This is a genomic window from Fibrella arboris (genome assembly GCF_041321095.1).
GTDB lineage: Bacteria > Bacteroidota > Bacteroidia > Cytophagales > Spirosomataceae > Fibrella > Fibrella arboris.
In genome coordinates this window covers 597052-623376 of record NZ_JBGGWE010000002.1, presented here as the reverse complement: position 1 = coordinate 623376, position 26325 = coordinate 597052, and the positions used below count along the sequence as shown (strand labels likewise).

Here is a 26325-nt window from a genome sequence, read left to right as displayed (position 1 = left end):
AACCGTCTGGATGCTACCCCCGTTGGGAATGTCACGGCACTTTTGTTACTGGCTGTTTTGATTTATTGGCAGCCAACCGTCGAATGCTCGTGGCTGGAGCCTCGTTGCTGTCTCGTCCTGAAGTAGGTTGACACTACTTTTCGTAAACGTATGGTCGACAACAACCAACCTCCCAGCCGTGAGCAGATCATGCTGGAGTACCTCAATGGGGGGGTACCTACCGCCAACTACAGGCCAGATACGGCTTTAACCGGGCTACTATCAACGACTGGGTGCACCAACATAAGGGCATTTTTCGGGACTGAAGGGCTGAGTATGAAAAACAGAAAAGTGCAAAAAGCGGCAGTATTTCAGCCAATGCAAAGCCAACCTACTCCCCAGTGGCTGATCCACTTCCAGAACCACCCAATCCTGTGGCTGACCAACTGCAACAGGCTCAGTTGAAGATAGCTCTTTTGGCGGGGGCATTCGTATTGTTCTGCAGGAGCATGGGCTGATCTTGCCCAAAAGGCTACTGCCAGGCGGTAAACACGTCGGAATACAGCAGGCTGTGCGTATTTCCCTGTTTTTTTTGCTATTTGGAGTGGCTAAAAGCTTACCTGGAATACGCCGAAAGTCAACGTTTGGGCTTACATTCCAGCGCCCTGACGACAGGGTAAACGTTTCGATAAGGTATCTCTGTTTTACCCTACATTAGCTCTATGAAAATACAAGAGATGAGCAACCAGGCTTTGCTCAAACGAAAAAAAACAACCCAGGTCGTAACGGCTACGCTCGCTGGACTACTGTCGATACTGCTATTGGCAGCCCTATTTTTGTGCGTCAACAAGCAAGCCTCCATTGGACTTCCTTTGCTCATCATTCCTCTTGCACTGGCTCCTGTTCTGTATAGTAACAGCAAAGATGTGAGAGTTATCAGGAGAGAACTACAGACTCGGAACCAACTGCTTTAACTTCGCTTCGCGAAGGTGGCTTCAGACCGACAGAGTACACGTCCGCGACAAATCAACCAGGGTAGAAACACTTAAAAAAGTACCAGTATGAACATTAAACTCGTAGTTACGCTACTAGCGCTGGGCATATGTTTTTCAACAGTTGCCCAGCAAAGAAACGCTCGCAAACCCGAAATCGGCGCGGATGCTGTCGAAAAAGGGTTGATTAAGGTATCTGTTATGTACCCCTATGCAGAAGGCAAAACGTTTGATATGGAGTATTACGAAAAAAGCCATATGCCGTTTGTCGCAGGTCTGTTAGGGGCTAATCTGGTACGTTACACTATAGAAAAAGGAATGGCAAACGGGATACCCAACTCGCCATTGCCATTCATGGCGATTGGGAGTTTTTATGTGAAGAGCCTAAATGATTATCAGGCTGCTATCGCCCCAAATAGAGAGGCTATACGGGCAGACTTTCCAAAATACACCAACATCAGTCCAACTATACTGATCAGTGAGGTAATAAAGTGATTTCCAGAAAGCAGTTTGGGATTGCTCCCCGGTGGCTCCGGTGTTGCTTCTTCCGTGTGAGCAGGCGGTAAATGCAGGAACGTACCTACTAACCCGGACTCACTCCCCATCGGTTTTCGTGGGGAGTGAGTTCCTACGGGCTAGGTGTCGTCGATCAATCATTAATGGCCTGGTACACTAAAGGCCTGAAGGCTTTATCCGTATTGGAAACGTAAGGCCCCCACATTTGTCGATAAATCAATACCACCATATCTTCCTTTGGATCAACCCAGTAGGATGTCGAGAAAACGCCTCCCCACGAGTACGTACCTGCCTGGCTAGGTGTATATCGGCTGCCTTTTTCGGAGATGATGTAAAAGCCAAACCCGAACGTATTTGCATTGGCATGGTCGCCCGAGGCTGGCGTCAGGTCGCCAATTTGGTTCATGGTCATTAGGCGCACTGTAGTACGGGCCAGCAGCCGCACCCCGTTATATTCCCCGCCATTCAACAACATCTGCAGGAAGATAGCGTAATCATGAATGGTCGATGACAAACCGCCACCCCCCGAAAAATAGTCGGTTTTCTGCAGGGGAAAATTCATATCCAGCGCTCCCCCAAAAACCGAAGCCTGTTGCTGGATTCGGCCGGTAGAATCGCCGAGGAAAAAGTTAACCAGCCGGGATGCTTTCTGGGGCGGCACGTTAAAATACGTATCCTTCATGCCAAGAGGCTGGCAGATCCGCTTGGCAAAAAAATCGTCCAGGGTCATCCCCGACCACCGTTCGATCAGATAGCCCAGTACATCCATATTCAAACCATATTTCCACTGTTCGCCGGGTTGAAAGAAAAGCGGCAAACTGCCAAGCCGATCCATGGCGTCGGACAGTTTTTGGCCTTTCACGCCAACCCCGCCCGTCACGTAGCTTTTAGCATAGATGGCATTCTCTGCCGGAGTGCCAATCGCTGGGTAGCCCAAGCCGGAAGTGTGGGTCAGCAGGTCGCGGATCGTGACGGGTCGTTTAGCTGGAACGGTCGTGTAGGTGGTGTCTTTGGGGTTGAAGCTCACCAGTACTTTTTGATTGGCGAAGGCAGGCAGAAATTTAGACACCGGATCGTCCAGCGAAAATTTTCCTTCTTCCCAGAGCATCATCACAGCCACGCTGGTGAGTGCCTTGGTTTGAGAGGCTATCCGGAAGATTCCGTTTTTGTCGAGCGGCACTTTCCTGTTCGGGTCGTTGTAGCCATGTGCTTTGTAGAACACGATTTTACCGTGGCGAGCGATCAGCACCACCGATCCATTCACCCAATTCTGTTTTACCCAGTCATGCATACCCGAATCCAGCCGGGCCAGCCGGACGGCCGAGAACCCACCGGCCGCCGGGGCCGCTTCGGTCAGGATTTTTGCCTGTGCCTGTGCCGTGTTTTCGTAAACCGTACTGGCAACCAGACTAAGCAGCGCAACAACGTAACGATTCATAGTGGTAGGAATAGTCATAAGATTTCAGGGGTCAATAAGGGCTGGGCAGTAGGGAAATGGCAAGGGTCTGCTTCGTTCACGGAGATTAACCCGCGACTTGTAGATCAGCCGTCAGTTTTCTGGCAGCGATCAGGAAGAGAGTAGTTGATCCAATGCTCATGATGATAATGATCGACATGGCCCACCGCAGGGACTGAGCACCCAGCGACGGCGCAAGCCCATCGCTAAGCATACCGACAACCAATGGACCGAAGCCAAGGCCGATGAAGTTGAGCACGAAAAATAAGATGGCGGAGGTGAGCGAACGCATCGACGCAGGCACCAGGCTGTGGGCTACCGCCACAGATGGCCCCAGATACATACTGTGAAGTGAGGCGCTTACGCCTAAAAAAATGATCGAGTAAACGGTATTCTGGAGAAAAAGGGCCCCTGCCACGCAGGGAATAGACAGTATAATGGCATAGGCCGACATGTTCAGGTACCACCGTTTGTCGGTTTTCCCGAAATGATCGGTCAGAAAGCCACCGGCAAATGAACCTATCGCGCCACCAATACCGAAGATTGGGCCAAGTAAAGCGCCGATTTCGGTGTTTTTCATCCCGTGTATTCTCGACAGAAAAGAGGGCGCCCAGTTGAGCAGGCCATAAATGCAAAAGACATGCAGCCCGGTTGCCATTGCCAGATACACGAAGGTTTTGGTCGAATACAACCGCTTCACCACCTCGCTTAATGAGGGCGATGCACCTGCCGACGTCGTGTCTGTATCGGTTGCGCCCCGCCGGGGCTCTTTTACCGACAGATAGAACACCCATGAAAAAATGACGCCCGGAAGCCCCACTACAAAAAAAGCAGATCGCCAGCCAAGCTGCTGACTCAGGTACCCACCCATCAAAAAGCCCGTCAAGACCCCGAAATAAATACCGGTAGAATAGATCGACAGCGCGGTTGATCGTTTGTCGGGCGGGAAGTAATCGGATATCATGGCGTGGGCCGGCGGGCTGCCTCCCGCTTCGCCAACACCAACGCCAATACGAGCCAGGAGTAACTGAAGAAAATTGTGCACCAACCCAGAGCAGGCGGTCATGATGCTCCACAGACCCAACGACGCGGCCACAATGTTTCTGCGGTTTGTTCTGTCGGCCAGCCGCGCAATAGGAATGCCCAGAGTGACGTAAAAGAGGGCAAACGTAAACCCGGAGAGCGCGCCAAGCTGGGTGTCGGATAAGTGTAACTCTTTTTTTATCGATTCCTGGAGGATAACCAGAAGCTGCCGGTCAACAAAGTTGAAGACGTATACCAACGTCAGCATGACCAGGACATAAGATCGGTACAGGCCACTTACTGCCTCCTTGTTAACGATTTCCCTGGTGTGCATAAAAGTATAGCTGAAGCAGCTCGGCGGCTACAGAAAAGTTGAGGTTGTTTTGAGCTATAAACAAAGCTGACTGTCAGGCTCTTTTACTAACCGGTTAGCCTCGGGATTGAGATCGGCCGTGGGCGCTTCGTTAGCCCGGATACGCTACCTCCTGCCAGTCACCCGGGGTCTGGAATACCTGCCTGGAAGAGGACCAGCAATGCTTTGGCAGGCTTGTGGTCAGGAGGGTGAACCCATGTTGGCTTATCGGGCCATTCTTCAGCGATGCTAACGTACCTGAAACGGAGAGTAGACCCTGGTAAACGTACGCTATCTTAGTGTACAGGATGGCTAGCCAAACCCTGGCGAACCGAAGCCGCCGGTAAGCGTATGATGATTGCCGCAATCCGATCTGATATTGAAGGTATTGACCATAACGTAGCTCTTTACGACGACAGGAACGTTGTGGGCCGACAGACAGCCATCGACTTCCTTGACTTTCATGTCCTTGATCGCATCGACACCCTGTTGCAACAGAACGGTCCGTCTACAGCCCTGCTCGCGTTAAAGCAATATGCTGCCCGGGTAAAGGACCAACTGGAAGCTGTGGATACGGTTTTTTTTCAGCGATTAAGGGCGTCTATCCGGGCGGGTCGTTGTTTGGGTACATCGCTGCGGGCCTTGATCAGTAGCCACACCAGCCCTAACTCAGATAGCGCGAACGTACCCCCGGCCATTGGTTATGATGAACTCGATGTGTTTACCAACGGCTTGTTTGCCACCTACCCGATGCCGGCAGAAACCAGAGAACGAGCGCCCGAAATGGTCTATTACCAGAAAACGCCCGCCCGGATCATCTTCGAGGTGGCCAGAAAAGCCCAATTCACTGGTGATGATGTTTTTTATGATATCGGGGCAGGCTTAGGGCAAGTCGCCATGTGGGTTAACCTGCTGACCGGAGTGATCACCAAAGGAGTTGAGCTGGAGCCCGCCTATTGCACGTATGCCAGCAACTGCGCGGTTGACCTCAATCTAGCGCAGGTGACGTTCGTTGAGGCAGATGCCCGCAGTGCCGACTACACCGATGGCACTGTTTTCTACATGTACACGCCCTTTGAAGGGCATCTTCTGCAAGCGGTACTAGACAGGATACGGGAGGCCTCACGCGGCAGGCAGATCACCCTGTTTACGTATGGCCCCTGTACGCATCATGTTGCGCGACAGACCTGGCTGAAACACATTGACCATACTCCGCCTGATGCTGACCGACTGGCCGAATTTAGAAGCGTGTTCGGTTGATGGACTGTCCAGTGGCTGACTGGCAGTAATCTGCTCATCCAGGTACGTTCCTGATCAGGAACGTACCTGGATGAGCAGATTATTCTTCCTCCGCTTTGTGCGCTTTGGGTTGTCGCTGGCGTAATCGGAAGAGTTTGCTGCCTTCCTGCTCGGGCGTCTGATCGCCCAGCAACACGCCCCAGGCGCGCAGGCTGTCTACCCGGTCGAAGATAACCTTCAGGATAGCAATGGCGGGAATAGACAGAAACATGCCCGATACACCCGCCAATGCCCCGCCTACCAACACGCCAACGATAGAAACGAGTGCATTGATGCGGACCTTCGACGCCACGATGAAGGGCACCAGCAAATTATTGTCGATAAACTGGACCAGCAGGAAAATACCCACGACGCCCAGCAGCACAGAGGCTTCCGACTGGTAACTCATCGTGATCAGTACCGTAAGAAAGGTGGCGACAATACCGCCAATATAAGGCACCAGGTTCAGCAGCGCAGCCATGATACCCAGCAAGATGGCATACTGCACGCCCAACAGCATCAGGCCAACGGAATTGAGGGCCGCGACGCAGGCCGTTTCGATCAAAAGCCCCACTACGTAACTCTGAACGACCGTTTTTACCTCCGTCAGTACCTCGCGTACCCGCTCGGTATGCTTTTGCGGAAACAGAACGACAATGAAATGCAGCAGCATGGTGCGGTAATACAAGAGCAGAAAGACGTAGATGGGTAACAGAATCAGGGTACCCAGCGGACCGGTGATCACTCCGATTGCTTCGGTGCCCTGTAAGCCCTCCATGGTTTGTGCCTGCGCTTTTTTCAGGTATTGATCCTGTTGCCGGTAGCTGACATGGTACTCAGAACGTACCCACCGCCTCACTTGCTCGTATAGTTCGGTGAGATGCTGCCTGAGCTTGGGCAAATCATCGGCAAAATCGGCCAGTTGGATCGATAGGAGCACACCTAGCCCCGACAGGACGATGATGGCCAGGGTCAGGGCGAGCGTAATGGCAATAACCTTATGGAGGCCCCGTCTGATCAGCCAGCTTTCGATAGGTTGCAGAAAGACAGCCAGCAGGCCGGCCATAGCTAAGGGCACCAGAATTTCCTGTCCGAAATAAATAGCCAGTGTAATGATGGCCAGCGACAGTAGCGAGTGCGAAAACTGATGATAATGGGGGCGGGATAAATCAGACATCGAGTTAAGCGTTGTAGCGGCACAAGGTACTGCAATGTCTGATAAGTGCGTAACAGCACGCCACTAAAGGCACCTCATCAATACACCGGCTTATCGGTCGACAGGCTGCGGTGGTAGACTAATTACCGTAACTGCACCTTAATCTGTCCAGCCAGTAATTCGCCGGGATTGAGAATGGCTAGTCCATCGCCGTTATTAAAAGCGTTCACATTGGCAGTCTGCGGTTCAATCGCGATACTATCCCGCCGCGACGGGGTGTACACAACGATATACGCAAAGGCATCGCTCTGGGTGATTTCCAGCGACACGGACTCGGCAGGCCACTCAAGAATGGTTTTAGCCTGGCTCTGCCCGTCGACCTCACTAAAATCGGCTAGCCAGGGTGTATCGAGCTCTACGTCTTTTAAACTGAACGTACCCAGCCGGTCGGCAGGCGTGGGCTGAGTGCCGTTGGCAATCATGTGCTCGTTGAGCGTAACCACGTTTTTCGTGGGCAGCGTAAGTGTCAACTCGTCGGTAGGAGCCGCGTTGAGGGTGAAATACGGATGCCAGCCAAACGCCGCCGGACAGCGGGTAGTGCCCGTGTTGCGCGCTTCGAAGGCAAGTGTTACCCCCTCGGCTGTCAACACATAGGTGACCGTGAGGGCAAACGGAAACGGATAGCCGGGTACGTCACCAGCGTATTCATACAGCATAGCCAGCAGCGCGTGATGCGGGGTTGTTTCCTGCCGAACAACCCGAAACGGTTTAGTATGGACGAAGCCGTGCAATGCATTATCACGCATCATTTCGTTCATAGGCAAGGCGTAGGCCTGGCCTTCGAACCGGTAAATTCCCTGAAAAACGCGACTTGGAAACGGATACAGCAGGGCGCTGGCGTAGGTTTCGTCGGCCAGCAGCGCCTGGGCCGATCCGGGACTGTTAATCAGTGTATACCTGACATCGCCTTTTCGTAAGACCAACTGACGAAGGATACCGCCAAATTCAGGTAGAATGGTGGCCCATTCACCAGTATCGGTGTTGGCAAGAATATAATCAGTGAGTGGTTTAGTGCCTTCAACAGGGCCGATTGGGCGCGTATCAATAGTGAACATACTGGAAACAGGGGCAAAAGCTGCCTACAAAAGCCGCAAAGCTGGCTGGTTGTTTATAAAACTTACCGCAGCCTCATCGGTAACAAAGGGAGCAGCTGTGCATGTAGTGATTCAGTGCAAAAGAAACTGGGAAAGACCATACCGCGATCATCAAGGCTATAACACAATGTGGCAACCAGCCTGCTGGTCGCCACATTGTATAAATCGTAGTGTATTCGTTGCCTATTCAATCCACTTTAGCACTACGCCAGCTAACGGTGGCAGCGTGACGGGCATCGAATAGGGCTGGCCATGCATGGGGGCATCCTCGGTCTGGATCGGTGCCGCATTCAGTAACCCGCTTCCGTAAAAATCTGGCTTGTCGGAGTTGAAGATTTCGCCATAATACCCTTTCGCCGGCACACCCATTCGGTATCCCTGCCGAGGGACTGGTGTCATATTCAGCGCAACGATCAGCGTTTCTTCGGGCTTCTCACCCCGGCGCATATACGTCACCACGCTGTTTTCGTGGTCGGTGGTGTCGATCCATTGGAATCCGTCGGCACTGAAACTACGCTCATACAGAGCAGGCTCGGTGCGGTAGAGCTGATTCAGGGCTTTCACACAGGCGGCCATACCCTGGTGGGGCGCATGGTCGAGGAGGTGCCAGTCGAGACTCTGCTCAAAATTCCATTCAGACGTTTGGCCGAATTCACCGCCCATAAACAGCAGTTTGGTGCCGAAATGGGTAAACATATACGTATAGAGCAGGCGCAGGTTGGCAAAGCGCTGCCATTCATCGCCCGGCATTTTGCTCACCAGCGAGTGCTTACCGTAGACGACCTCATCGTGCGAGAGTGGCAGCACATAGTTTTCAGAGAATCCATAGATTGTGCTGAATGTCAGTTCATTCTGATGGTATTTCCGGTTGACCGGCTCCCGCTCGAAATAGCGAAGCGTATCGTTCATCCAGCCCATCATCCACTTCATGCCAAAGCCCAGCCCCCCTGTATAAATTGGGCGGGACACGCCCGGAAAAGCGGTTGACTCTTCGGCAACCATCTGAATATCAGGAAACTCCCGATAAACGGCTTCGTTGATCTCTTTGAAAAGGGAAATAGCGTCCAGGTTCTCGCGACCACCGAATACGTTAGGCTCCCACTCGCCGGCATTTCGTGAGTAATCGAGGTACAACATGGAGGCAACGGCGTCGACTCGCAGGCCATCGACATGGCAGCGATCGAGCCAGAACATGGCATTACTGAGCAGAAAGGAACGTACCTCGGGCCGGCCGTAGTTGAAGATATACGATTTCCAGTCGGGGTGGTAGCCTTTGCGCGGATCGGGGTGTTCGTACAGGTGCGACCCGTCGAATTCATAAAGGCCGTGGGCATCGCCAGGGAAGTGGGCCGGTACCCAGTCGAGGATAACGCCGATGCCCACCTGGTGAAGCCGTTCAACCAGCCGCATAAAGTCCTGCGGGTGCCCAAACCGGCTGCTGGGCGCATAATAGCCCGTTACCTGATACCCCCATGATGGCGCATAAGGGTACTGCATCACGGGCATGAATTCCACGTGGGTGAACCCCATCTCCTGTACGTAGGGCACCAGCGTGTCGCCTATTTCGTCGTAGGTAAGCTCACGGGCAGGGTCCGATGGGTCGCGTTTCCACGAAGCCATGTGTACTTCATAGGTCGACACAGGCTTGTTCAGCCCGTTCTTTTCGGCCCGGCTGGCCATCCAGTCATGGTCGTTCCATTCGTAATAGGTGTCCCAGACGCGGGAGGCCGTAAGGGGTGGTACTTCCCAAAGGTGGGCATACGGATCGCCTTTCTCGAGCTCTCTGCCGCCCTCGTGCACAATGAAGTACTTGTATGTTTCGCCGTTGCCAATGTTTGGCACAAACGTTTCCCAGATACCCGACGAATCCCAGCGAACATTCATGGGGGCACTACCACGGTCCCAGCCATTGAAATTACCGATTACGGAAACATACTTGGCAGAAGGTGCCCAAACGGCGAAATACGTTCCCTGAATACCCTGGTGGGTGACGACGTGCGAACCGAATTTCTCGTAAAGCCGGGCGTGCTTCCCTTCCCGAAACAGGTGAATGTCAAGGTCTGTAAACCGTGAATAAGCCCCGGTAGGCGTTTCAATAGGCTGTTCGGAGGGGGACGATTCCGGTAGGGTAGGGGTACTTTCCGCTGCTGCGGTAGTTTTGCGCTTCGCCATAGGTTGATTAATGTGCTTAGAAAAGGAACTCGTTAAGGGCGGGAAAGTTAGCAAAAACCAACGCAAAAGGCCCACTACATACATTGCCGGATCGGGCAAAGTACATAGTGGGCCTTGCAGACGCTACGTTAGTCGGGCTACGCCTGCGCTTTCTTCATGCAGCATGCAGGACCGCCAGTGCCCTTCTCACACTTTTTCTCGCAATTTTCAGCTTTTGCCTTCTTGGCTTTTTTCTCCTTGACGGCATCGCCAGCAAACGCAGCCGACGACAGTGTAGCAACCAGGGCAAGGCCCATCAACAGGTTTTTCATGGTAGTAACTTGGTTTGTTTGGCGAACAAGCTACAAATTCTGGACCAGAAAAGTGAGCTAACTTCAGGTGGTTATGGTAGTCGACCCTACACCGCCGGTAAACGCAGTAAGAGCTCTGTTACCTCTTCGCCGTATAGCGTGCGTGGATGCTAGTTTAGCACCAGCGACCAGGAAATATCGGCGGTTGGTCGTAGCTGGGCGGTTGCTGAGCAATACTTGTCCATCGACAGCTCAATGGCGCGGCGAACTTTTGCTTCGTCGAGCGAACCTGTCAGGCGGTATTCGATGTGAATCTGTTTGAAAGGGGCTGGTGTGGCCCCGTCTTCGCGCTGACCACGTACCTGGATTCGGAAATCGTCGATCACCTGTTTTTGCTTGTTCAGAATCACGATTACGTCGATGGCACTACAACCAGCCAGGCCCATCAACAGCATCTCCATTGGCCGCGCCCCGGCATTGTGTCCGCCAATTTCGGCCGAGCCGTCAATGTCGAGGGTAACGTTGGATACGCCAGTCGCGGCGAAATGAAACGAGTCGTCGACCCGGACAAGATCAACGGTCATGGTGTTATAGGTGGGGGCTACCACGGTAGCATCGGGAGTGTTCATGGCTAACTGGTTTTGACACAATCAGAAAAGAATGTATCTTCAATGTATTAAACAGACAAAGCGCATGTCCGAAAAAGTTTCCAATGACTTATTCGACTTAAAGAACGACCCCCGCCTCAGTGTCTATCTGTACCGGGCGGGTTTTGGTTGCTGGCTGCTCTATGTCACGGCCGGAGCGCCTATGCTGGCTGTTCTGCGTTTCTACCGGACCGATCTTGGTATTCTTTCGTTCGTTATGATGATTGCCGGGCTCACCGCTTCGATGGTGTATGACTACCACCACAACACGGTGCTCTTCACGCAGAAGAAAAAATGGCTGGCCATTGGGTATTGCGTGCTGGCCGCCCTCATCTACTTCGTTGTGCTGGGCCACAAATCGCCTGCTCTTCCCAATTGGCTTGCCTTTTGACTGGCTGCTTTTGGCATACAAACAAGGCACGTCTGCATACCAATCACCCTCAATAACCTACAACACCGGTAGTTAGAGTAGTTTTCAGTTAAAGTTCGCTATAGATTTGACACATCTATTTAACCAACTCACATTACTGAAAACTAATATGACTACGTCTACAGCTTCGGCACAGGCTGCCAATCGAACCGGTTTCGACGAGTGGCCTACGCTGCGCCTCTATCAGCGCGAATGTGGCCAACAGTCTTTTCCCGTTGTCAACCTTGTTTACCTTCAGTCTGAGACTAATTATACCTGGCTCAACTGGAAAGATGGGAAACGGATGCTCATGCCACGTACCCTGAAATTCTACGAGCCGAAGCTACCCAATCAATTCTTCTTCCGGCTTCACCGCAATTGCCTGGTCAATGCCCGCTATATCTTAGATGTCGAGCGCGACCAGACCGGCGCCTATGTCGTGCTCACTACGGGTGAGCGCCTCTCCATTTCACGCCGCCGCTGGACCACCATCAAGCGCATGGTCGATAGCTATACGAATTAAACAATCGGTGAGCGAAGGGCATGAAGTGGTTGTTCCGCTACCAGTAGGGAGTGCATCATTGGCTTGCGGCGAATGGTCTCTATTGATAGTGCCGCAGACGAACAGATCATTTCAAGACCTTTGTTATCTCATTGAGCCGATCCATTTTGGCCTGAAAATCACCGGTTAGCTGCTTTCGGATAGCGGTGAGGTTATCGAGGGTTTCCTGCAACGTGTCGGGGAGCATCTCTTCCAGTACCTCCCGAAACCGCTTGGCGAAGGTGGGCGACTTACCGTTTGTTGAAATGGCGATCTTTAGGTCGCCTTTTTTTACGACCGAACTCAAATAAAAATCACAGAGTGGGGGCGTGTCGGCTACGTTGACCAGAATTTTGCGGGCCTTGCAATCGAGCTGAACCTGTTGATTCACGGCTTTGTCGTTGGTGCCAACGATCACCAGATCTTTGTTGGCCAGTAGTTCGGGCTGATACGTACCTGACACTAGTGTAACGGCCGGGTGTTGCGCGGCAAGCTCGTGAATCTCAGCGCGAATGGCTGGAGCCACCAGCGTAACGGGGGCGTCGGGCGAATTGGCCAGCACAGCCGTCAGCTTCTCCAGACCAACGTACCCACCGCCCACAATGAGCGTCTGTAGCTGATCGAGCTTAACAAAAATGGGGAAGAGCGTATTCATACAAAACGGGGGTTCAACAGATCTCTGTGCCTGTTGAACCCCCGTTTTGGGTTTTCAGTTTACTGCCGTTGTCTATTGTAATCCTGGCTGAGGCTTAAAACTTGAAGCCCAGGTTCACCCCCAGAATGCGACGCTGCGAATTGGAGGTGTTGTCGCGCAGCACATTCTGGAAGCCGTGGTGATACACAAAGTCGAGGAAAAGCGGACCGGCGTCGAAACCGATGTTGGCCAGACCGTTCAGCGTGGCGTCGTTGAAATCACTGCGTTGCAGGTTCAGCACGCTGTTGTTACCGGCCAGTGGCGTCGCAAACTCGGCGCCAACCTGCAGGCGAATGCCCGATACACCCCGTTCAGACTGGGCCAGCTTGATGCCTACATAGGCAGGTACGTGCAGGTACTGCTGGTCGACATTCGACGTAATATCTTTCACGGTGCTGCCATCGCCCGCCCGGTAAAATTCAGAACTGGACGTTAAATACTCAGCGCCGATCTGGCCGTACAGCCTTCCGCCTCCCCGCACGAAGAAACCGAGCTGATAACCCAGCCGGCCAGCCAGCCCGGTAGCGTTACCGTTGGCATCGATAGCTTCACCCTGAAAACGAGTCGAATTGGCACCGCCATAAATGCCGAAGGTGAAGTTCTTGTAGTTTTCGCGGTGCGTCTGTCTGGTCTGCTTTTCCTGCGACTTCTGCCCGTCATCAAATCCTTCATCGTAAGCCTTGCTCAGATCGTCAAGGCTATACTGCCGACCAGCATTTCTGTCGCGATACTCAGTGCCAGACCGGCTGTCGGTTCGGCGTAGGTCCCGATCGCGCAGCTGCCGGTCGCGATCATCGAATCGATCATCCCGCCGGTCGTCGCGCCGATCATACTGGTCGTCTACCCGCCGCCGATCGTCTACCCGGTTATCGTCATAGCGCTGTGCCAGCGCGGTGGAGGCTCCCAGCATACTGGCTCCTATGGAGAAGGCTACCAGGGCAATGGCCCGTACTTGCTTTTTCATAACGTTGTTGAGTTAATATACTACAGTTTGACAACCGGTGCTTTTGACAGATTGTTTGCAGATTTATCTACTGAGTCTATAGAAATAAAAAGGGTCACCCCATTTGGGGCGACCCTCATAGCCGTCCTGTTTATAGACGGCGCACTCCTCTAGACTGCGTTCTAGAATTTGAAGCCAACGCTGGCGCTAAGAATACGGCGTGATGATCCCTGGAACGTATTGATCTGTACCGCATCGCTCAGGCCATGGTGATAAGTCAGGTCGATCAGGAACGGACCAATATCGAAACCTAACTGCCCCAGGGCGTTGAAAGAACCGCTTTTAATTTCAGAGTTGCTCAGGTTGAACTGCCCGCTCGATGAACTGATCCGGTTAGCATATTCAGCACCTACCTGTAAGCGAATGGCCGAAATTCCCCGATCAGACTCGGTTAGTTTGAAGCCAATGTAAACTGGAATCTGGACATACTGGATGTTGATCTGATCCCGAATAGCAGCGGCCGACTGCCCGTCTCCAGGACGGAAATAGTTCGAGCTGGAAGCAAAATATTCAGCACCAATCTGCCCGTACAGGCGGCCTCCGCCCCGTACAAAGAAACCGGCCTGATAGCCTATCCGCCCCGATGGATTCTCTGTATCGATGCTTTCGCCGCGGAAACGTGTCGAGTTCAAGCCAGCGTAAATGCCGTAGGCAAAGTTTTTATAATCCTTTGTGCGGTAAGGGCGCGTGGTGGCTGTTCCGGTAGAATAGGTGCTGTTGGTCGTGACCGTCGAGCCCGTGTTGGCTGATGAGTTGTAATCAGTAGCCGTTGGTGTAGTAGCCGACGTACCTGTACCTACACTGTTTGTGTTGTAACTGCCCGTAGCCGATGGTGTTGTGGTCGACCCGTTATATGGGCTATTGGTATTGTAGCTACCACTGTTCTGTGGGGTTGTCGTTGATGACCCGTAGCCAGAATTGCTGTTGTAATTACCCGATGCGGAAGAACCACTATACGTACCTGTGGTCATCCCCGAGTTACCCATGCTGTTGTAACTGCCGTTGGTCGATGAGTTGCTGTATGAACCCGTTGACATGCCCGATGTACCCATGCCCGTTGACGAGCCTGTCCGGTTGTTGGGATTCGTTGTGGTCGACATGGGCCGGTCAGTGCTACTGTTTGTTCCCATAGTGGCGTTCCGGCTGTTCTCGTTGTTTGTATTCGACGTATTGTAGTTCGACGTGCTCGTCGTTGTCGACGACGTTCTGGTCGTCTGACTCTGGCCAACTGCCATGCCTGCCGACAGTAAGCCGACAGCAAAAAGTACCTTGTTCATCTTCATAACGTTTTTTGTTGGACACTAAAAAAGGCGTGATGTAAGTCACGCCTCTTTAACCTATAGAATTATTAGATTGTTTAGTAGCTACCGCATTTGCTTGTAGGCATTTATCAGTCCGTTGGTCGAACTGTCGTGCGAGGTAACGGCAGTATCTGTCTCCAGCTCGGGCAGGATTTTACTGGCCAGCTGTTTGCCCAGCTCAACACCCCACTGGTCGAAGCTGAAGATATTCCAGATAACACCCTGCGTAAAAATCTTATGCTCATACATAGCAATCAGACTTCCCAGGGCTCTGGGAGTTAGTTGTTTAAGCAGGAATGAGTTGGTAGGCCGGTTGCCCGAAAACGCTTTAAATGGGGCAATCTGCGCGATTTCGTCGGCCGATCTTCCCGCTTTTTGCAACTCATCCGCTGCTTCTTCCTCTGTTTTGCCGTTCATCAGCGCCTCTGTCTGCGCAAAGAAATTAGAGAGCAACAGCGTGTGATGATTCCCCAGGGGGCGGTGGCTGATGGCAGGGGCGATGAAGTCGCAGGGAATTAGTTTAGTGCCCTGGTGAATGAGCTGGTAGAAAGCGTGTTGCCCATTCGTACCGGGCTCGCCCCAGATGATGGGCCCGGTCTGGTAGTCAGTAGGATTGCCATTTCGGTCCACTGATTTGCCATTACTTTCCATGTCACCCTGCTGAAAATAGGCCGCGAACCGGTGCATATATTGATCGTACGGTAAAATGGCCTGCGACTGAGCCCCGTAAAAATTATTGTACCAGATGCCCAGCAGGGCAAGTGTTACCGGAATGTTCTGCGCCAGCGGCGTGTCGCGGAAGTGATTATCCATGACGTGACCACCAGCCAGTAACTCTGCAAAATGGTCGAAGCCAATGTAGCACGCGATCGAGAGGCCAATGGCCGACCAAAGCGAATAACGACCGCCCACCCAGTCCCAGAATCCAAACATGTTGGCCGCATCAATGCCAAAAGCCGTCACTGCTTTCTCGTTTGTAGAAATAGCGACAAAATGCCGGGCAATTCCTTCTGTTGTGCCGCCATGCTCCAGAAACCAATCCCGCGCCGAGTTGGCATTGGCCATTGTCTCCTGTGTCGTAAAGGTCTTCGAGGCAATCATGAACAGGGTAGTTTCGGGACGTACCTGTTGCAGGGTCTCATAGATATGGACGCCGTCTACGTTAGAAACGAAATGAACCCGGATGTTTGGTCGTGCGTAGGGTTTCAGCGCTTCGGTTACCATGACCGGCCCTAAATCTGATCCACCGATGCCGATGTTCACGATGTCGGTAATGGCCTCACCCGTATGGCCTTTCCACGCACCCGTGCCGAGCTGTTCCGAAAAATCACGCATGTGGTCGAGTACCGCATTTACGCCGGGCATCACATCATCGCCATCAACCCGAATCGGTGTGTTTGACCGGTTACGCAGCGCTATGTGTAGTACAGGCCGGTCTTCGGTTCCGTTGATCTTATCGCCCGAGAACATCTTGCCAATAGCGTCGCGAAGGCCGGCCTGTTCTGCCAGCTTGCGGAGCAGGTCCATTGTTTCGGTGGTCACACGGTTCTTCGAGAAGTCAACGAGCATATCCTCGAAACGAAGCGAGAACTGGTTGAATCGGTCCGGGTTTTCGGCAAACAGATCGCGCAGGTGAGTCGATTCCGTTGCGTCGAAATGGGCTTTCAGTTGGGTGTAGGCAGGGAGGGCCCGAAAAGGATGATTGGTCAACATGGTTGTAGTCAATTAAAAAGCAGTGCGAATATCGACGTTTATTCTACGCTATCAATCACCAGTACGTGTCCTGTTAGCGGATACTGGTGGCGTTGGGCCTCCGAAACACCGGTAGCTGCCGATGTCACATAAAGTTGATTACCAACCGCCGCCACCTTTGTCACATTCAGGGCGGGTAGCTCGATGGTGCGGATTAGCTGGCCCGCTGGCGTGAACTGGCGAATGTGATTTCCCCCATACGTACCTACCCACAACGTACCTGCAGCACCCATAGACACACCGTCGGGAGACCCTTCGTAGGGCCATTCGATTAGCCTTTTTTCGGTTGGTGACTGTGCCTGAAGATCGACCGCATACACGCCTTTGGCCCGGCCAGCGTGCCCTTCCGATTCGGCCACGTAAACAACCGGACGGTCAGACGCAACCGCCGGCCCATTGCCAATAATGAAATTGGCCAACAGATCCATGACGCTGCCCGACAGATCGTAACAGAGGAGCCGACCTACGGGCTGGGCTGCATCCATGTCCATCGTGGTAACAAACAGTGACTGTCCATCGACGGAGAGGCTGCCATCGTTCACTCTGATTTGCGGCGAGGTCGTGTTAACCGCCGTACCCAGGCGTTGGAGATCAGGTGGCTGTAGCTCGCGCAGGTAGGCTGCATGGGGCCCCGACTGCAAACCAAGCCAGTAGCGCTCACCATCGGGGTGGGGCAGCACAAATCCGACAAGTTCCGGCGTTTGCCAGGTATGTAAATCGGTTCCGTCGGCGTGGGATCGGTACACCCGCCGTTCCAGAATGTCGACCCACCAGACATGGTTGTGCCGTTGATCGACGAAAATTCCTTCGCCCAGTTGCAGGTTACCTGCAAAAAAAGAGCTGATATGCATGCGCTTTAGTGATTAGTCAATACAAAGTTCCTCCAGCCGTTCGGGCTCCATGACGAAGGTGTTCAGGTCTACAAAACCGCGAATCCCCTTGACCCATCCGCTTTTGTTGTGCTGCCAGATATACAGTTTATCCGAATCATAACGGGCCAGGTTGGTTTTCGAGTAATCGGCGATCCAGAGGGGGTACACCTCGAAATTGTCTTTGATAAACCGCTTATAGAGGCTGGGGTTTGTATAAATAATGGGGCGGACATTGTATTCTGCCTCCAGCGCGTCGAGAAAGAGGTGCAGGTCGGCGATAACCTTCTCGTCGGCAACCCCATTGGTCACTTCAAAATCAAGCACAGGATGGAGGTCTCCCGGCTGAAGTGAAACGCGCTTGATAAAGTTGGCTGCCTGTTTGATCGGGTCACGCGTAGGGTGATAGAAATGATAGGCGCCCCGCCGTAATCCGACCCGTTTGGCCTCTTTCCAGTTTTTGGTAAAGGTCGGGTCGCCGAGGGTAGCTCCTTCGGTGGCCTTAATAAAGACAAACTGCATCCGAATGCCCCCGTCGTTCATGGCCGCCACCCTGTCCCAATTAATCCGGTTGTTGTGCCGGGACACATCGAAGCCATGCACCGTGAACCGGGTTGGGAATTTGATGCCGTAGCCGTCGATAAACCGCCATGCCATGACGTCGGCGGGACGCGTCAACCGCCAGATCAGCAAACCCACTGCCAGTGCGCCCGCGAGTAACCAGATTAATCGTTTTTACTGGTGATAAACAACCCGGAGCAGAACCAGTGACTTCATAGGCAGTGAGAGACTGGGCCTGCAAACATACAAAAATGGCAGCGGCAACGTCTGAAGACGTTGCCGCTGCCATTTTTGGAAAAGGTTTCGAGTTTCAGGTTTAGAGTTTCAAGTGCGCTGCTTATAGAAGACTGGTCAATAAGCAGCGCACTTGAAACTCTAAACCTGAAACTTGAAACCTTTTTTAATTTGACCCTTCCAGTTTCACGAGCTTGTTATACAGGCCCAGGATCAGGATAGGGGCTGCCCACTGACCAACCAGCAAGGCTTCGTGCCGTTTACCAGTGGCATAACAGGCGGCAGCAGTGGCCAGTGCGCCCATGCCGCCCCACAGAAAAAGATCGGAAGGGAGCTTGGCGGTTTGTTGTTCAATAGCTTCGGCCACTGGGCCTTCATCGTGCTGGGGATTCAGATTCTTTGGCATATCGTTGAGTTGTTTTGTATGTAGTACGTACTCTCAAACCGTAATAAACGCCAAAGGTTTTTAGAATACCGGGTTACGGCCACAGTTTCCCCAACGGTTATTTATTAGGTTGGGGCGTCTTCCGCAGATAGGGTTTCACAAACGTGACGCCTTTCGGGAATTTCTCTTCGAGCTGGTCGTTGGGTACAGCAGGCGTCACAATAACGTCTTCACCTTCCTGCCAGTCGGCGGGGGTGGCCACTGAGTAGTTGGCCGTTAATTGCAGCGAGTCGATCACACGCAGGATCTCGAAGAAATTCCGACCCGTTGACGCTGGGTACGTTAGTGTCAGTTTGATCTTCTTGTCGGGCCCGATAATAAACACCGACCGGACCGTTGCTTTTTCGCTGGCGTTGGGGTGAATCATATCGTAGAGCGTGGCCACCTCGCGGTTCTCATCGGCAATGAGCGGAAAATTCACCGTGGTGTTATTCACCTCGTTGATATCCTTCACCCATTCGTTGTGCTGCTCGAGCGGATCAACGCTGACCGCAACCACTTTAACGCCGCGCTTGGCAAACTCATCGCTCAATTGGGCAGTGCGCCCTAATTCGGTGGTGCAAACGGGCGTGAAATCGGCAGGGTGGGAGAAAATCATTCCCCACGAGTTACCCAACCACTCGTGGAAGTGAATTGGACCTTCAGTTGTATTGGCCGTAAAATCAGGGGCGATATCGCCTAGTCGAAGTGACATGGTTGAAAAAGGATTAGTGTTGTTATTCGATTGACTTAATAGAGTAATATATAAACTGAAAAACCGGCTGAATGGCCGGCTTCGCAAGATGACTGGTTAACAACACGAGTTGCTGAAAGGGTTCCAGATCGGTCAGCAGCAGGTGGCTGCACGCGTAAGGATCTGGGTACGTTCCTGAGCCCCTGCAACAGGTTTTATTGTTTGGCAGTCGTGGTGGAGTCTTTGATCATGCCCTTGGGGGCGGGTGGCCTGACACCGCCGATTTCGCGCTGCATATCAGGTTTTTTTGTCTGGTAGGTCACCCATTGTTCAGGCGTTAGTATGGCCTTGAACTTATCTTCCTTTTCCTCATTGTACATCATCATGGCATCGTGAATCTGCTTGTTGGCATCCGGATTCGACTTGCCCTTACCACCGTCTGAACCGACAATTTCTTTAATGGCCTCCTGCTGCAATTTGGCGTAATCGTTGTTGAGCGATTTTATGGCCTTTGCCTGGTCCTTGTCCAGATTCAGGTTTTCCTTCATCCATTTTGTTTCGCGGGCGGCCATCTCGCCTGCCACGTTAGGTATGGACGGTTTAAAATTGGCCCCGCCCATATTGCTGTTCATCCCACGGCCCATGCCGCTTCCGTAACCACCGCCATATCCACCTCCATACCCGCCTCCGTATTGGCCAAAACAGGAGGTAACTACCAGAAGAAAACAGGCGGCTGTCGTAGCCGATGTCAGGAACCAGGAAATGCGCATGGCGAACGTTAAACTAGATGAAGCCATAAAGTTCGGGAATGTTCGCTTGAAACGCCAACGTACCCGAGCCTTATGGCTTCTGTTTTAATCAAGAATTTAACCCGATCGGTGCATTGTCTGCGTACAGATCAACCTAGCCGATCATGACCTGCAACGGCCTGTCTATCAGCCGGGGATAGGTCGAGGTAGGCGTCGGTCAGACAAGCTTTTCCTCGACGGCCATGCGAACCAGCTCAGCGGCGTTGCGTACCTGTAACCGGCGCATCATGTTGGCCCGGTGGTTATCGACCGTGCGTACGCTGAGTTGCAGCTTTTCGGCGATCAGTCGGCTGCTTAGGCCTTCGATCAGGTGGCTTAGAATTTCCTTTTCTTTTTTCGACAGCTTCGACCGGCGTGCTTTGCCAGCACCGGCGGTACTGCCCGGATCTTTACGCATCTGCTGCATATAGCCATTCAGAATGATCGTGGCTACTGGCGAACTAAAGTATTTTTCGCCCGCTGCCACTGTTTTGATGGCCTTGATCATTTCATCGCTCGACGAATCTTTCAGAATATAGCCAATCGCACCGGCTTCAACAGCGCGCAGGATATAGTCTTCATTATTGTGCATCGACAGCATGAGCACCCGAATGTTTTTGTTTAGCCGTGTGATATGCTGTGCCGCCTGAATGCCTGACATGCCCGGTAGGGAAATATCGAGCAACACCACATCGGGCAACGTGTTAGCTGCCTGATGCGCTTTCAGTTTATCAAGCGCTTCTTCGCCATCATTGGCCTCATCAATGATGGTTAGTCCATCATTTTGTTCAAGTAATAAACGGACGCCGTCACGCACAATGGCATGGTCGTCAACTAGCATTAGTTTGATCATAATCGTGAGATATCAAATGAGAGTGGTAGGGAATACTGACTTTCAGTTTAGTGCCTTTACCTGGAGTTGAGGTTAATTTGAAGATACCATTCAGCAGTTTTATACGCTCATGGATATTGTGTACCCCTTGACCATGTGGTTCTTTTAATAACCGTTGCGTCTTGAAGCCCGCTCCGTTATCCGTGACGGTTAGGTGAAGGTATTGATCTTTTTCAAACAGTTGAATGTCAATCCGGGTGGCTTTACCGTGTCGAATGGCGTTGGTGACGGCTTCCTGAGACACGCGGTATAGAGTAATCTCAATTGTTTTATCGAGCCGATGGGTCGTATCGGCAAGCCATTCATCGGCCTCCAGGGTGACCCTCAGCTGATGCGCCGATTCATTGTCCGGGCGGTTGTGACTATCGACCAGCATGCGTAATCCCGGAATTAGCCCAAAGTCACTTAGTACGCTGGGCATCAGGTTGTTTGAGATTGACCTGGTTTCCTGGATCGTCTGCGTTATTAACGTTTTGAGCGGCGATAAGTTTGCGGTGGTGACTCCCTCATTCGTCAACCGGGTCTCCAGTCCTTCAACCTGTAGCTTAATGGCCGTCAACATCTGCCCCAGGCCATCGTGCAGTTCACGCGAGAGGCGTTTGCGCTCTTCTTCCTGCCCGGCCATCAAATAAGCGGTCCGTGATTTCTGCTCGTTGATCTGCTGCTGGAACTGAAGTTTTGTGGCGTCGAAAAGCTGTTGGCGCGCTTTTTTCAACGATTTATTGGTACTGGTTAATTTCCGGTTTACATCGGTGGTACGTTTTTCGGCGGCCACCAGCCGGTCTATCGTTTGCCGTAACCGACGGGCTGCAGGCCGGTACACAAAGTAAGCGATAGCGGCAAGCATACAGAGCGTCAGCAAGTGCAGCCATAACTCAACCCGTTGAAGCCTGTTTAGATTCTGGCGGAGTTCAGCGGTGTGTTGCCGAACAACCAGATCAACTTTTTCCAGGAAAGGCGTTTCGTTGGCGAGCAGTAGGTTCAAGCTGGCCTGTGCGGCAGGCCGCTTCATTTGTTCGGGTCCGCTAAGCGCGCTCAGTTGGCGAATGCTGACCTGCAAGGCTTCGAAATGGGGCTTCACATTAGCGTAGCGTAGCTCCACCTCAGAACTGTTCTCAATAATTCGGGTTGAGCGCTGCCCGGTTGAATCCCGCAATACGCCACGCCGCCCGTCGAGATGCAACTGCTCGACAACCCGAAAAAGGGTGCCCAATTCGCGTTGGATGGCCCGAAAGGTGAGCGAGTCGTGGGTGTCGGCTAGTTGAATGGCTTTTTTGGCAATTTGCTGGCTCTGGTGCCGTTGAATAGCCGTATAACGAATAACCGATAACTCGTCCTGGAACTTATCAATTTGCCACTGTGTAATCACTTCAGCTATCGTTAACAGCAGGGCTAGGCCAAGCAGCGTAGCTGTGTACAGGCGGGTGAGCCGGATAGGCTCCGCTTGTGTAGGGCTGGCAGGCGATAAGTCGGGATGGTCGTTGAGTAAAACGGGCACTGGCTTCTAGCTGGACGCGTTGTTAGCAGTAAAACTAATAAACTTTACACATTTACTTTACAGTTCCTCAAAAAACCTACTTAAGTATGCCACGCTTCATCGTTGTCGTTGTCTTTCTGTGTATTGGGTTGGTGAGTTTTCGTCCGGTTGTCACGTCATCCGTGGCGCCAGTGTCAACAAGGCCAACGGTAGCTGACCCTGTGAAATTGTCCTGGGAAGCGCTTAGAGACGTAACGTTCAAGAAAAAATGGTATGCCGAAGAGTCGGTTTACATGCTTTACCCGACGTTTGGTCCTGCCATTCAGAAGATGAGCGGTAAGCCCGTTGAGCTGACGGGGTACGTGCTTCCGGTCGACCTGGAGTCAAATGTGTATGTACTATCGGCGTTTCCGTATTCGGCCTGTTTCTTCTGCGGTGGTGCTGGCCCCGAATCAGTGGTATCGCTGAAGTTCAAAAAGCCAGGCCGTAAGTTCAAGACCGACGAACGCCGTACATTCCGCGGAACGCTAAAACTAAACGCTGATAATATCTACGAGTTGAATTATATCATCGCTGATGCTGAGATGATTGAGTCGTAGCCAGCAATGAAACTGATATTTTTCGCCGGGCTTGCTTGACAGGATAGTTGAAAAACCCTAGTTTTGCAGGCGCAATGGGGGATTAGCTCAGCTGGCTAGAGCGCTTGCATGGCATGCAAGAGGTCATCGGTTCGACTCCGATATTCTCCACCTCCATTGAAAAGCCCTGAAAACACCATGTTTTCAGGGCTTTTGCTTGTCAGGTACTGCTGCCTGTCAGATGAAGGCAACAAGCCCCATGCTAGCGTGATTGTCAGAATGGTCGCAATGCTTTCACAAACCGGCCTTTGAAGTAATTGGCGTAGAGGTTGTCTTCACGAACGCCGCGTGATGAGGAGGCGTGAATGAAGCGGATGTCGTTTTCGCCGCGCACTTCCGTAACAATGGCGGCGTGGGAGACGTACCCGGCCTTGCCGTGGTCGGGCACGAAGAAGATGAGGTCGCCGGGTTTTATCTCTGACACGTCAACTTCATAGCCTACCTCAGACTGTTGCCACGAAATACGGGGCATTTTAAGACCAACAGCCGAAAAAGCCGAGCAGATCAGCCCTGAACAGTCTATGCCGTCGTAGGTGTTACCGCCCGATCGATAAGGGGTTCCGGTATAGGTACGTGCCTGGCTGATTACCTCCCGTGCATACCGGCTGATATACGTTTTGGAATCGACAGATTTTAACGGGGGCGCTGATTTGGTCGTTTTCGAAGCTGTTGGCTTCGCAGCGCCTGAGCGGGTCGGTTTGGCAGCCGGTCGGCTGGATGAGAAGAGCGGGCCAGTCGAGTTGCAGGAAGCGGCGAAAATAAGCAGGCTGCCAACCAGCCAACGAGGTACGGCAGAAAAAAGAGGAAACATCTGCTGCATAGCAATTGGGTAGGTTTTAGGTACGTTCAGGCCCCGTTGTAGACCTGAACGATCACTGCAAGCTATCAGATTTTCATGGATAACGCAATTCGTTTGCGCGTGGTATCTACCTCCAGCACCTTCACCGTGACCTGCTGATGCACTTTGACTACCTGATTCGGGTCGGTGATGAACCGGTTTGCCATCTGCGATACATGAACCAGTCCGTCCTGCTTCACGCCAATATCGACGAAGGCACCAAAAGCAGTAATGTTGGTAACGACGCCGGGCAGCACCATGCCCTCATGCAGATCGGTGATGGTTTTTACGCGGTCGTCGTAACTAAAAACCGTCAGGGCTTCGCGCGGGTCGCGGCCGGGTTTTTCCAGTTCGGCCAGAATATCGGTGAGCGTGGGCAGGCCGACGGTGGCTGACACATATTTTTCAGCTTTGATCTGCTTGCGGAGGTCTGGCTTCTTCAACAAATCAGCCACGGTACAGCCCATATCAGCTGCCATGCGGCCCACCAGTTCATAGCGTTCGGGGTGAACAGCCGAGTTGTCGAGCGGATTTTTACCCGAATCGGTACCGGCATCAGTAATTCGGAGGAAGCCAGCCGCCTGTTCAAAGGCTTTGGGCCCTAAACGAGGTACTTTCTTAAGCTGCTCCCGCGTTTTAAAAGCGCCTTCCTTCGCCCGGTAGGCCACGATGTTCTGCGCTAGCTGCGGCCCTAAGCCGGATACGTATTGAAGCAGGTACGCACTGGCCGTATTGAGCGAAACACCCACCGAGTTTACACAGCTTTCGACAACATCGTCCAGGCTCTTTTTCAAGCCATTCTGATCAACGTCGTGCTGATACTGCCCAACACCAATCGATTTCGGGTCAATTTTTACCAACTCGGCCAGTGGGTCCATCAGTCGCCGCCCGATGCTGACGGCTCCACGAACCGTCACGTCTTTGTCGGGGAATTCCTGCCGGGCTACCTCCGAGGCCGAGTAGATGGAAGCCCCCTGCTCACTGACCATTACAATTGGTTTGCCCAGATCGAGGTGCTGAACGAACGATTCCGTTTCTCGTCCGGCCGTACCGTTGCCAATCGCGATGGCGTCGATGGTGTGCTTATCGATCAGCGTCCGAACGGTTTGGGCCGCGCGTTGTTTTTCGCTGTCAGAAGCAAATAGGTTCAGGACGGTATCGGCCAGCAGATTACCCTGCGCATCCAGACAAACGGTTTTGCAACCCGTACGGTAGCCGGGGTCAATGGCCATCACGCGCTGCTGACCGAGCGGTGGGCTGAGGAGTAGTTGGCGCAGATTTCCCGCAAAGATCCGTATGGCTTCCTGATCGGCTTTCTCTTTTGAGAGGTTATCAAATTCGGTTTCCAATGCCGGACGTAGCAGGCGTTTGTAGCTGTCTTTGATGGCCAGTGCCATCTGTTCCTGACTGGCCCGCGTGGCACCAGCGTAGGTACGTCCTGCAAACTGCCGGTCGAGGCGGTCAAGGGCCGCTTCTTCATCGGGGGCAATGCCAACGTTCAGTATACCCTCTGCCTCGCCCCGGCGCAAGGCCAGCAGCCGATGGGAGGGAACCTTGCGGAGCGGCTCGGCAAAGTCGAAATAGTCTTTGTATTTAGCCCCGTCAGCATCTTTCCCTTTCTTGACCGTCGACCGGATAATCGCTTCCCGCTCAAACAGGGTTCTGATGCGCTGGCGGGCGTCAGCATCGTCGCTGATGCGCTCGGCAATGATGTCACGGGCTCCTTGCAGGGCATCAGCCAGGCTGGGTACGTTGTCGGACAGGTAACGACTGGCTGTTTGTTCGGGATTGGGGTCGCGAAGGCTAAAGATACGGTCGGCCAGTGGTTCCAGGCCGCGTTCGATGGCCAGCATAGCGCGGGTTTTGCGCTTTTGCTTGTAGGGTAAATACAGGTCCTCCACCTCCGTGAGCGAGTCGGCAGCGTCCAGCTTTTTGCGGAGCTCAGGCGTAAGTTTGCCCTGTTCGGTAATAGTCGCGATAATGGCCTCGCGGCGCTTATCAAGGTCGGCAAGCTTTTGGGCCAGGTCGCGAATGGTAGCGATCTGCACTTCATCCAGGCCTCCGGTCATTTCTTTTCGATAGCGGGCGATGAAGGGCACGGTGGCACCACCAGTCAGGAGTTCGAGGGTATTGGCGACGGATCTTGCCGTCAGATTCAGTCGACTGGCAATGAGGGATTCGTAAGGATGGGGCAT

General features: G+C 52.8%; 25 protein-coding genes and 1 tRNA gene. 6 read left to right on the top strand and 20 right to left on the bottom strand.

All coding sequences use genetic code 11. The features are described 5' to 3' along the window. Positions 1-1040: 1040 nt before the first annotated feature. A complete protein-coding gene (locus ACAW75_RS05100; RefSeq protein WP_370727597.1) occupies positions 1041-1466 on the top strand; it encodes an EthD family reductase in 426 nt (141 codons plus the stop codon). 154 nt (positions 1467-1620) lie between these two features. Here the strand turns inward: ACAW75_RS05100 and ACAW75_RS05095 are convergent, their stop codons facing one another. Then, positions 1621-2925, bottom strand: coding sequence for a serine hydrolase domain-containing protein (locus ACAW75_RS05095; protein WP_370727596.1), 1305 nt, complete (start codon positions 2923-2925; stop codon positions 1621-1623). Positions 2926-3010: 85 nt separating this feature from the next. Then, positions 3011-4300, bottom strand: coding sequence for a spinster family MFS transporter (locus ACAW75_RS05090; protein WP_370727595.1), 1290 nt, complete (start codon positions 4298-4300; stop codon positions 3011-3013). A gap of 369 nt (positions 4301-4669) precedes the next feature. On the opposite strand from ACAW75_RS05090, the gene ACAW75_RS05085 reads away from it, so the two are divergent. Next, entirely contained in the window at positions 4670-5578 is a 909-nt protein-coding gene (locus tag ACAW75_RS05085; RefSeq protein WP_370727594.1) for a hypothetical protein, read from the top strand. Between the two features lie 79 nt (positions 5579-5657). On the opposite strand, the gene ACAW75_RS05080 is transcribed toward ACAW75_RS05085, so the two are convergent. The 5 genes from ACAW75_RS05080 to ACAW75_RS05060 all read right to left on the bottom strand — a co-directional run bounded on the left by ACAW75_RS05080 (position 5658) and on the right by ACAW75_RS05060 (position 10997). Continuing rightward, positions 5658-6773 carry an AI-2E family transporter gene (locus ACAW75_RS05080; protein WP_370727593.1) on the bottom strand — a complete coding sequence of 372 codons (1116 nt, stop codon included), beginning with the start codon at positions 6771-6773 and terminating at the stop codon, positions 5658-5660. A gap of 122 nt (positions 6774-6895) precedes the next feature. Beyond that, the gene (locus ACAW75_RS05075) at positions 6896-7867 is read right to left on the bottom strand and encodes an aldose 1-epimerase (protein ID WP_370727592.1); all 972 of its coding nucleotides are present in this window, start codon (positions 7865-7867) and stop codon (positions 6896-6898) included. 222 nt (positions 7868-8089) lie between these two features. Further along, on the bottom strand, positions 8090-10078 hold the full coding sequence (glgB, locus tag ACAW75_RS05070) for a 1,4-alpha-glucan branching protein GlgB (protein ID WP_370727591.1): 1989 nt from the start codon (positions 10076-10078) through the stop codon (positions 8090-8092). A gap of 137 nt (positions 10079-10215) precedes the next feature. Then, a complete protein-coding gene (locus ACAW75_RS05065) occupies positions 10216-10389 on the bottom strand; it encodes a hypothetical protein (RefSeq protein WP_370727590.1) in 174 nt (57 codons plus the stop codon). 149 nt (positions 10390-10538) lie between these two features. Beyond that, positions 10539-10997 carry an OsmC family protein gene (locus tag ACAW75_RS05060; protein WP_370727589.1) on the bottom strand — a complete coding sequence of 153 codons (459 nt, stop codon included), beginning with the start codon at positions 10995-10997 and terminating at the stop codon, positions 10539-10541. A gap of 64 nt (positions 10998-11061) precedes the next feature. On the opposite strand from ACAW75_RS05060, the gene ACAW75_RS05055 reads away from it, so the two are divergent. Together ACAW75_RS05055 and ACAW75_RS05050 are read left to right on the top strand one after the other, a co-directional pair. Next, positions 11062-11406: a hypothetical protein gene (locus ACAW75_RS05055; protein WP_370727588.1), complete on the top strand. Its 345-nt coding sequence runs from the start codon at positions 11062-11064 to the stop codon at positions 11404-11406. A gap of 148 nt (positions 11407-11554) precedes the next feature. Continuing rightward, entirely contained in the window at positions 11555-11947 is a 393-nt protein-coding gene (locus ACAW75_RS05050; protein WP_370727587.1) for a LytR/AlgR family response regulator transcription factor, read from the top strand. Between the two features lie 106 nt (positions 11948-12053). Here the strand turns inward: ACAW75_RS05050 and ACAW75_RS05045 are convergent, their stop codons facing one another. From ACAW75_RS05045 to ACAW75_RS04995, 11 genes are all read right to left on the bottom strand, one after another. Continuing rightward, entirely contained in the window at positions 12054-12620 is a 567-nt protein-coding gene (locus ACAW75_RS05045; protein WP_370727586.1) for a precorrin-2 dehydrogenase/sirohydrochlorin ferrochelatase family protein, read from the bottom strand. Positions 12621-12714: 94 nt separating this feature from the next. After that, positions 12715-13623 (bottom strand): hypothetical protein, encoded by a 909-nt coding sequence (locus ACAW75_RS05040; protein ID WP_370727585.1) that lies wholly within the window; start codon positions 13621-13623, stop codon positions 12715-12717. Positions 13624-13784: 161 nt separating this feature from the next. After that, positions 13785-14939, bottom strand: coding sequence for a PorT family protein (locus ACAW75_RS05035; RefSeq protein WP_370727584.1), 1155 nt, complete (start codon positions 14937-14939; stop codon positions 13785-13787). Between the two features lie 87 nt (positions 14940-15026). Beyond that, positions 15027-16676: a glucose-6-phosphate isomerase gene (gene pgi, locus ACAW75_RS05030; RefSeq protein WP_370727583.1), complete on the bottom strand. Its 1650-nt coding sequence runs from the start codon at positions 16674-16676 to the stop codon at positions 15027-15029. A 38-nt stretch (positions 16677-16714) separates the two neighbouring features. Further along, positions 16715-17566, bottom strand: coding sequence for an SMP-30/gluconolactonase/LRE family protein (locus ACAW75_RS05025; protein ID WP_370727582.1), 852 nt, complete (start codon positions 17564-17566; stop codon positions 16715-16717). Between the two features lie 12 nt (positions 17567-17578). Further along, positions 17579-18241: a glycoside hydrolase family 25 protein gene (locus ACAW75_RS05020; protein WP_370727581.1), complete on the bottom strand. Its 663-nt coding sequence runs from the start codon at positions 18239-18241 to the stop codon at positions 17579-17581. Positions 18242-18545: 304 nt separating this feature from the next. Beyond that, positions 18546-18785 carry a hypothetical protein gene (locus ACAW75_RS05015; protein ID WP_370727580.1) on the bottom strand — a complete coding sequence of 80 codons (240 nt, stop codon included), beginning with the start codon at positions 18783-18785 and terminating at the stop codon, positions 18546-18548. Positions 18786-18882: 97 nt separating this feature from the next. After that, positions 18883-19518 (bottom strand): peroxiredoxin, encoded by a 636-nt coding sequence (locus ACAW75_RS05010; protein WP_370727579.1) that lies wholly within the window; start codon positions 19516-19518, stop codon positions 18883-18885. A 194-nt stretch (positions 19519-19712) separates the two neighbouring features. Next, the gene (locus ACAW75_RS05005) at positions 19713-20267 is read right to left on the bottom strand and encodes a DUF4890 domain-containing protein (protein ID WP_370727578.1); all 555 of its coding nucleotides are present in this window, start codon (positions 20265-20267) and stop codon (positions 19713-19715) included. A gap of 196 nt (positions 20268-20463) precedes the next feature. Further along, positions 20464-21138, bottom strand: coding sequence for a response regulator transcription factor (locus ACAW75_RS05000; RefSeq protein ID WP_502918599.1), 675 nt, complete (start codon positions 21136-21138; stop codon positions 20464-20466). Then, positions 21116-22675 (bottom strand): sensor histidine kinase, encoded by a 1560-nt coding sequence (locus ACAW75_RS04995; RefSeq protein ID WP_370727577.1) that lies wholly within the window; start codon positions 22673-22675, stop codon positions 21116-21118. The genes ACAW75_RS05000 and ACAW75_RS04995 overlap by 23 nt, the downstream gene beginning before the upstream one ends. Before the next feature lie 86 nt (positions 22676-22761). Here ACAW75_RS04995 and ACAW75_RS04990 point away from each other — a divergent pair, with 86 nt between their 5' ends. Together ACAW75_RS04990 and ACAW75_RS04985 are read left to right on the top strand one after the other, a co-directional pair. Next, positions 22762-23253 carry a DUF3299 domain-containing protein gene (locus tag ACAW75_RS04990; protein ID WP_370727576.1) on the top strand — a complete coding sequence of 164 codons (492 nt, stop codon included), beginning with the start codon at positions 22762-22764 and terminating at the stop codon, positions 23251-23253. A gap of 76 nt (positions 23254-23329) precedes the next feature. Continuing rightward, positions 23330-23403: transfer RNA gene (locus tag ACAW75_RS04985), tRNA-Ala, on the top strand. 103 nt (positions 23404-23506) lie between these two features. Here ACAW75_RS04985 and ACAW75_RS04980 read toward each other — a convergent pair. Both ACAW75_RS04980 and ACAW75_RS04975 read right to left on the bottom strand, forming a co-directional pair. Then, positions 23507-24112 carry a C40 family peptidase gene (locus tag ACAW75_RS04980; RefSeq protein WP_370727575.1) on the bottom strand — a complete coding sequence of 202 codons (606 nt, stop codon included), beginning with the start codon at positions 24110-24112 and terminating at the stop codon, positions 23507-23509. A 65-nt stretch (positions 24113-24177) separates the two neighbouring features. Further along, the gene (locus tag ACAW75_RS04975) at positions 24178-26325 is read right to left on the bottom strand and encodes a Tex family protein (protein WP_370727574.1); all 2148 of its coding nucleotides are present in this window, start codon (positions 26323-26325) and stop codon (positions 24178-24180) included.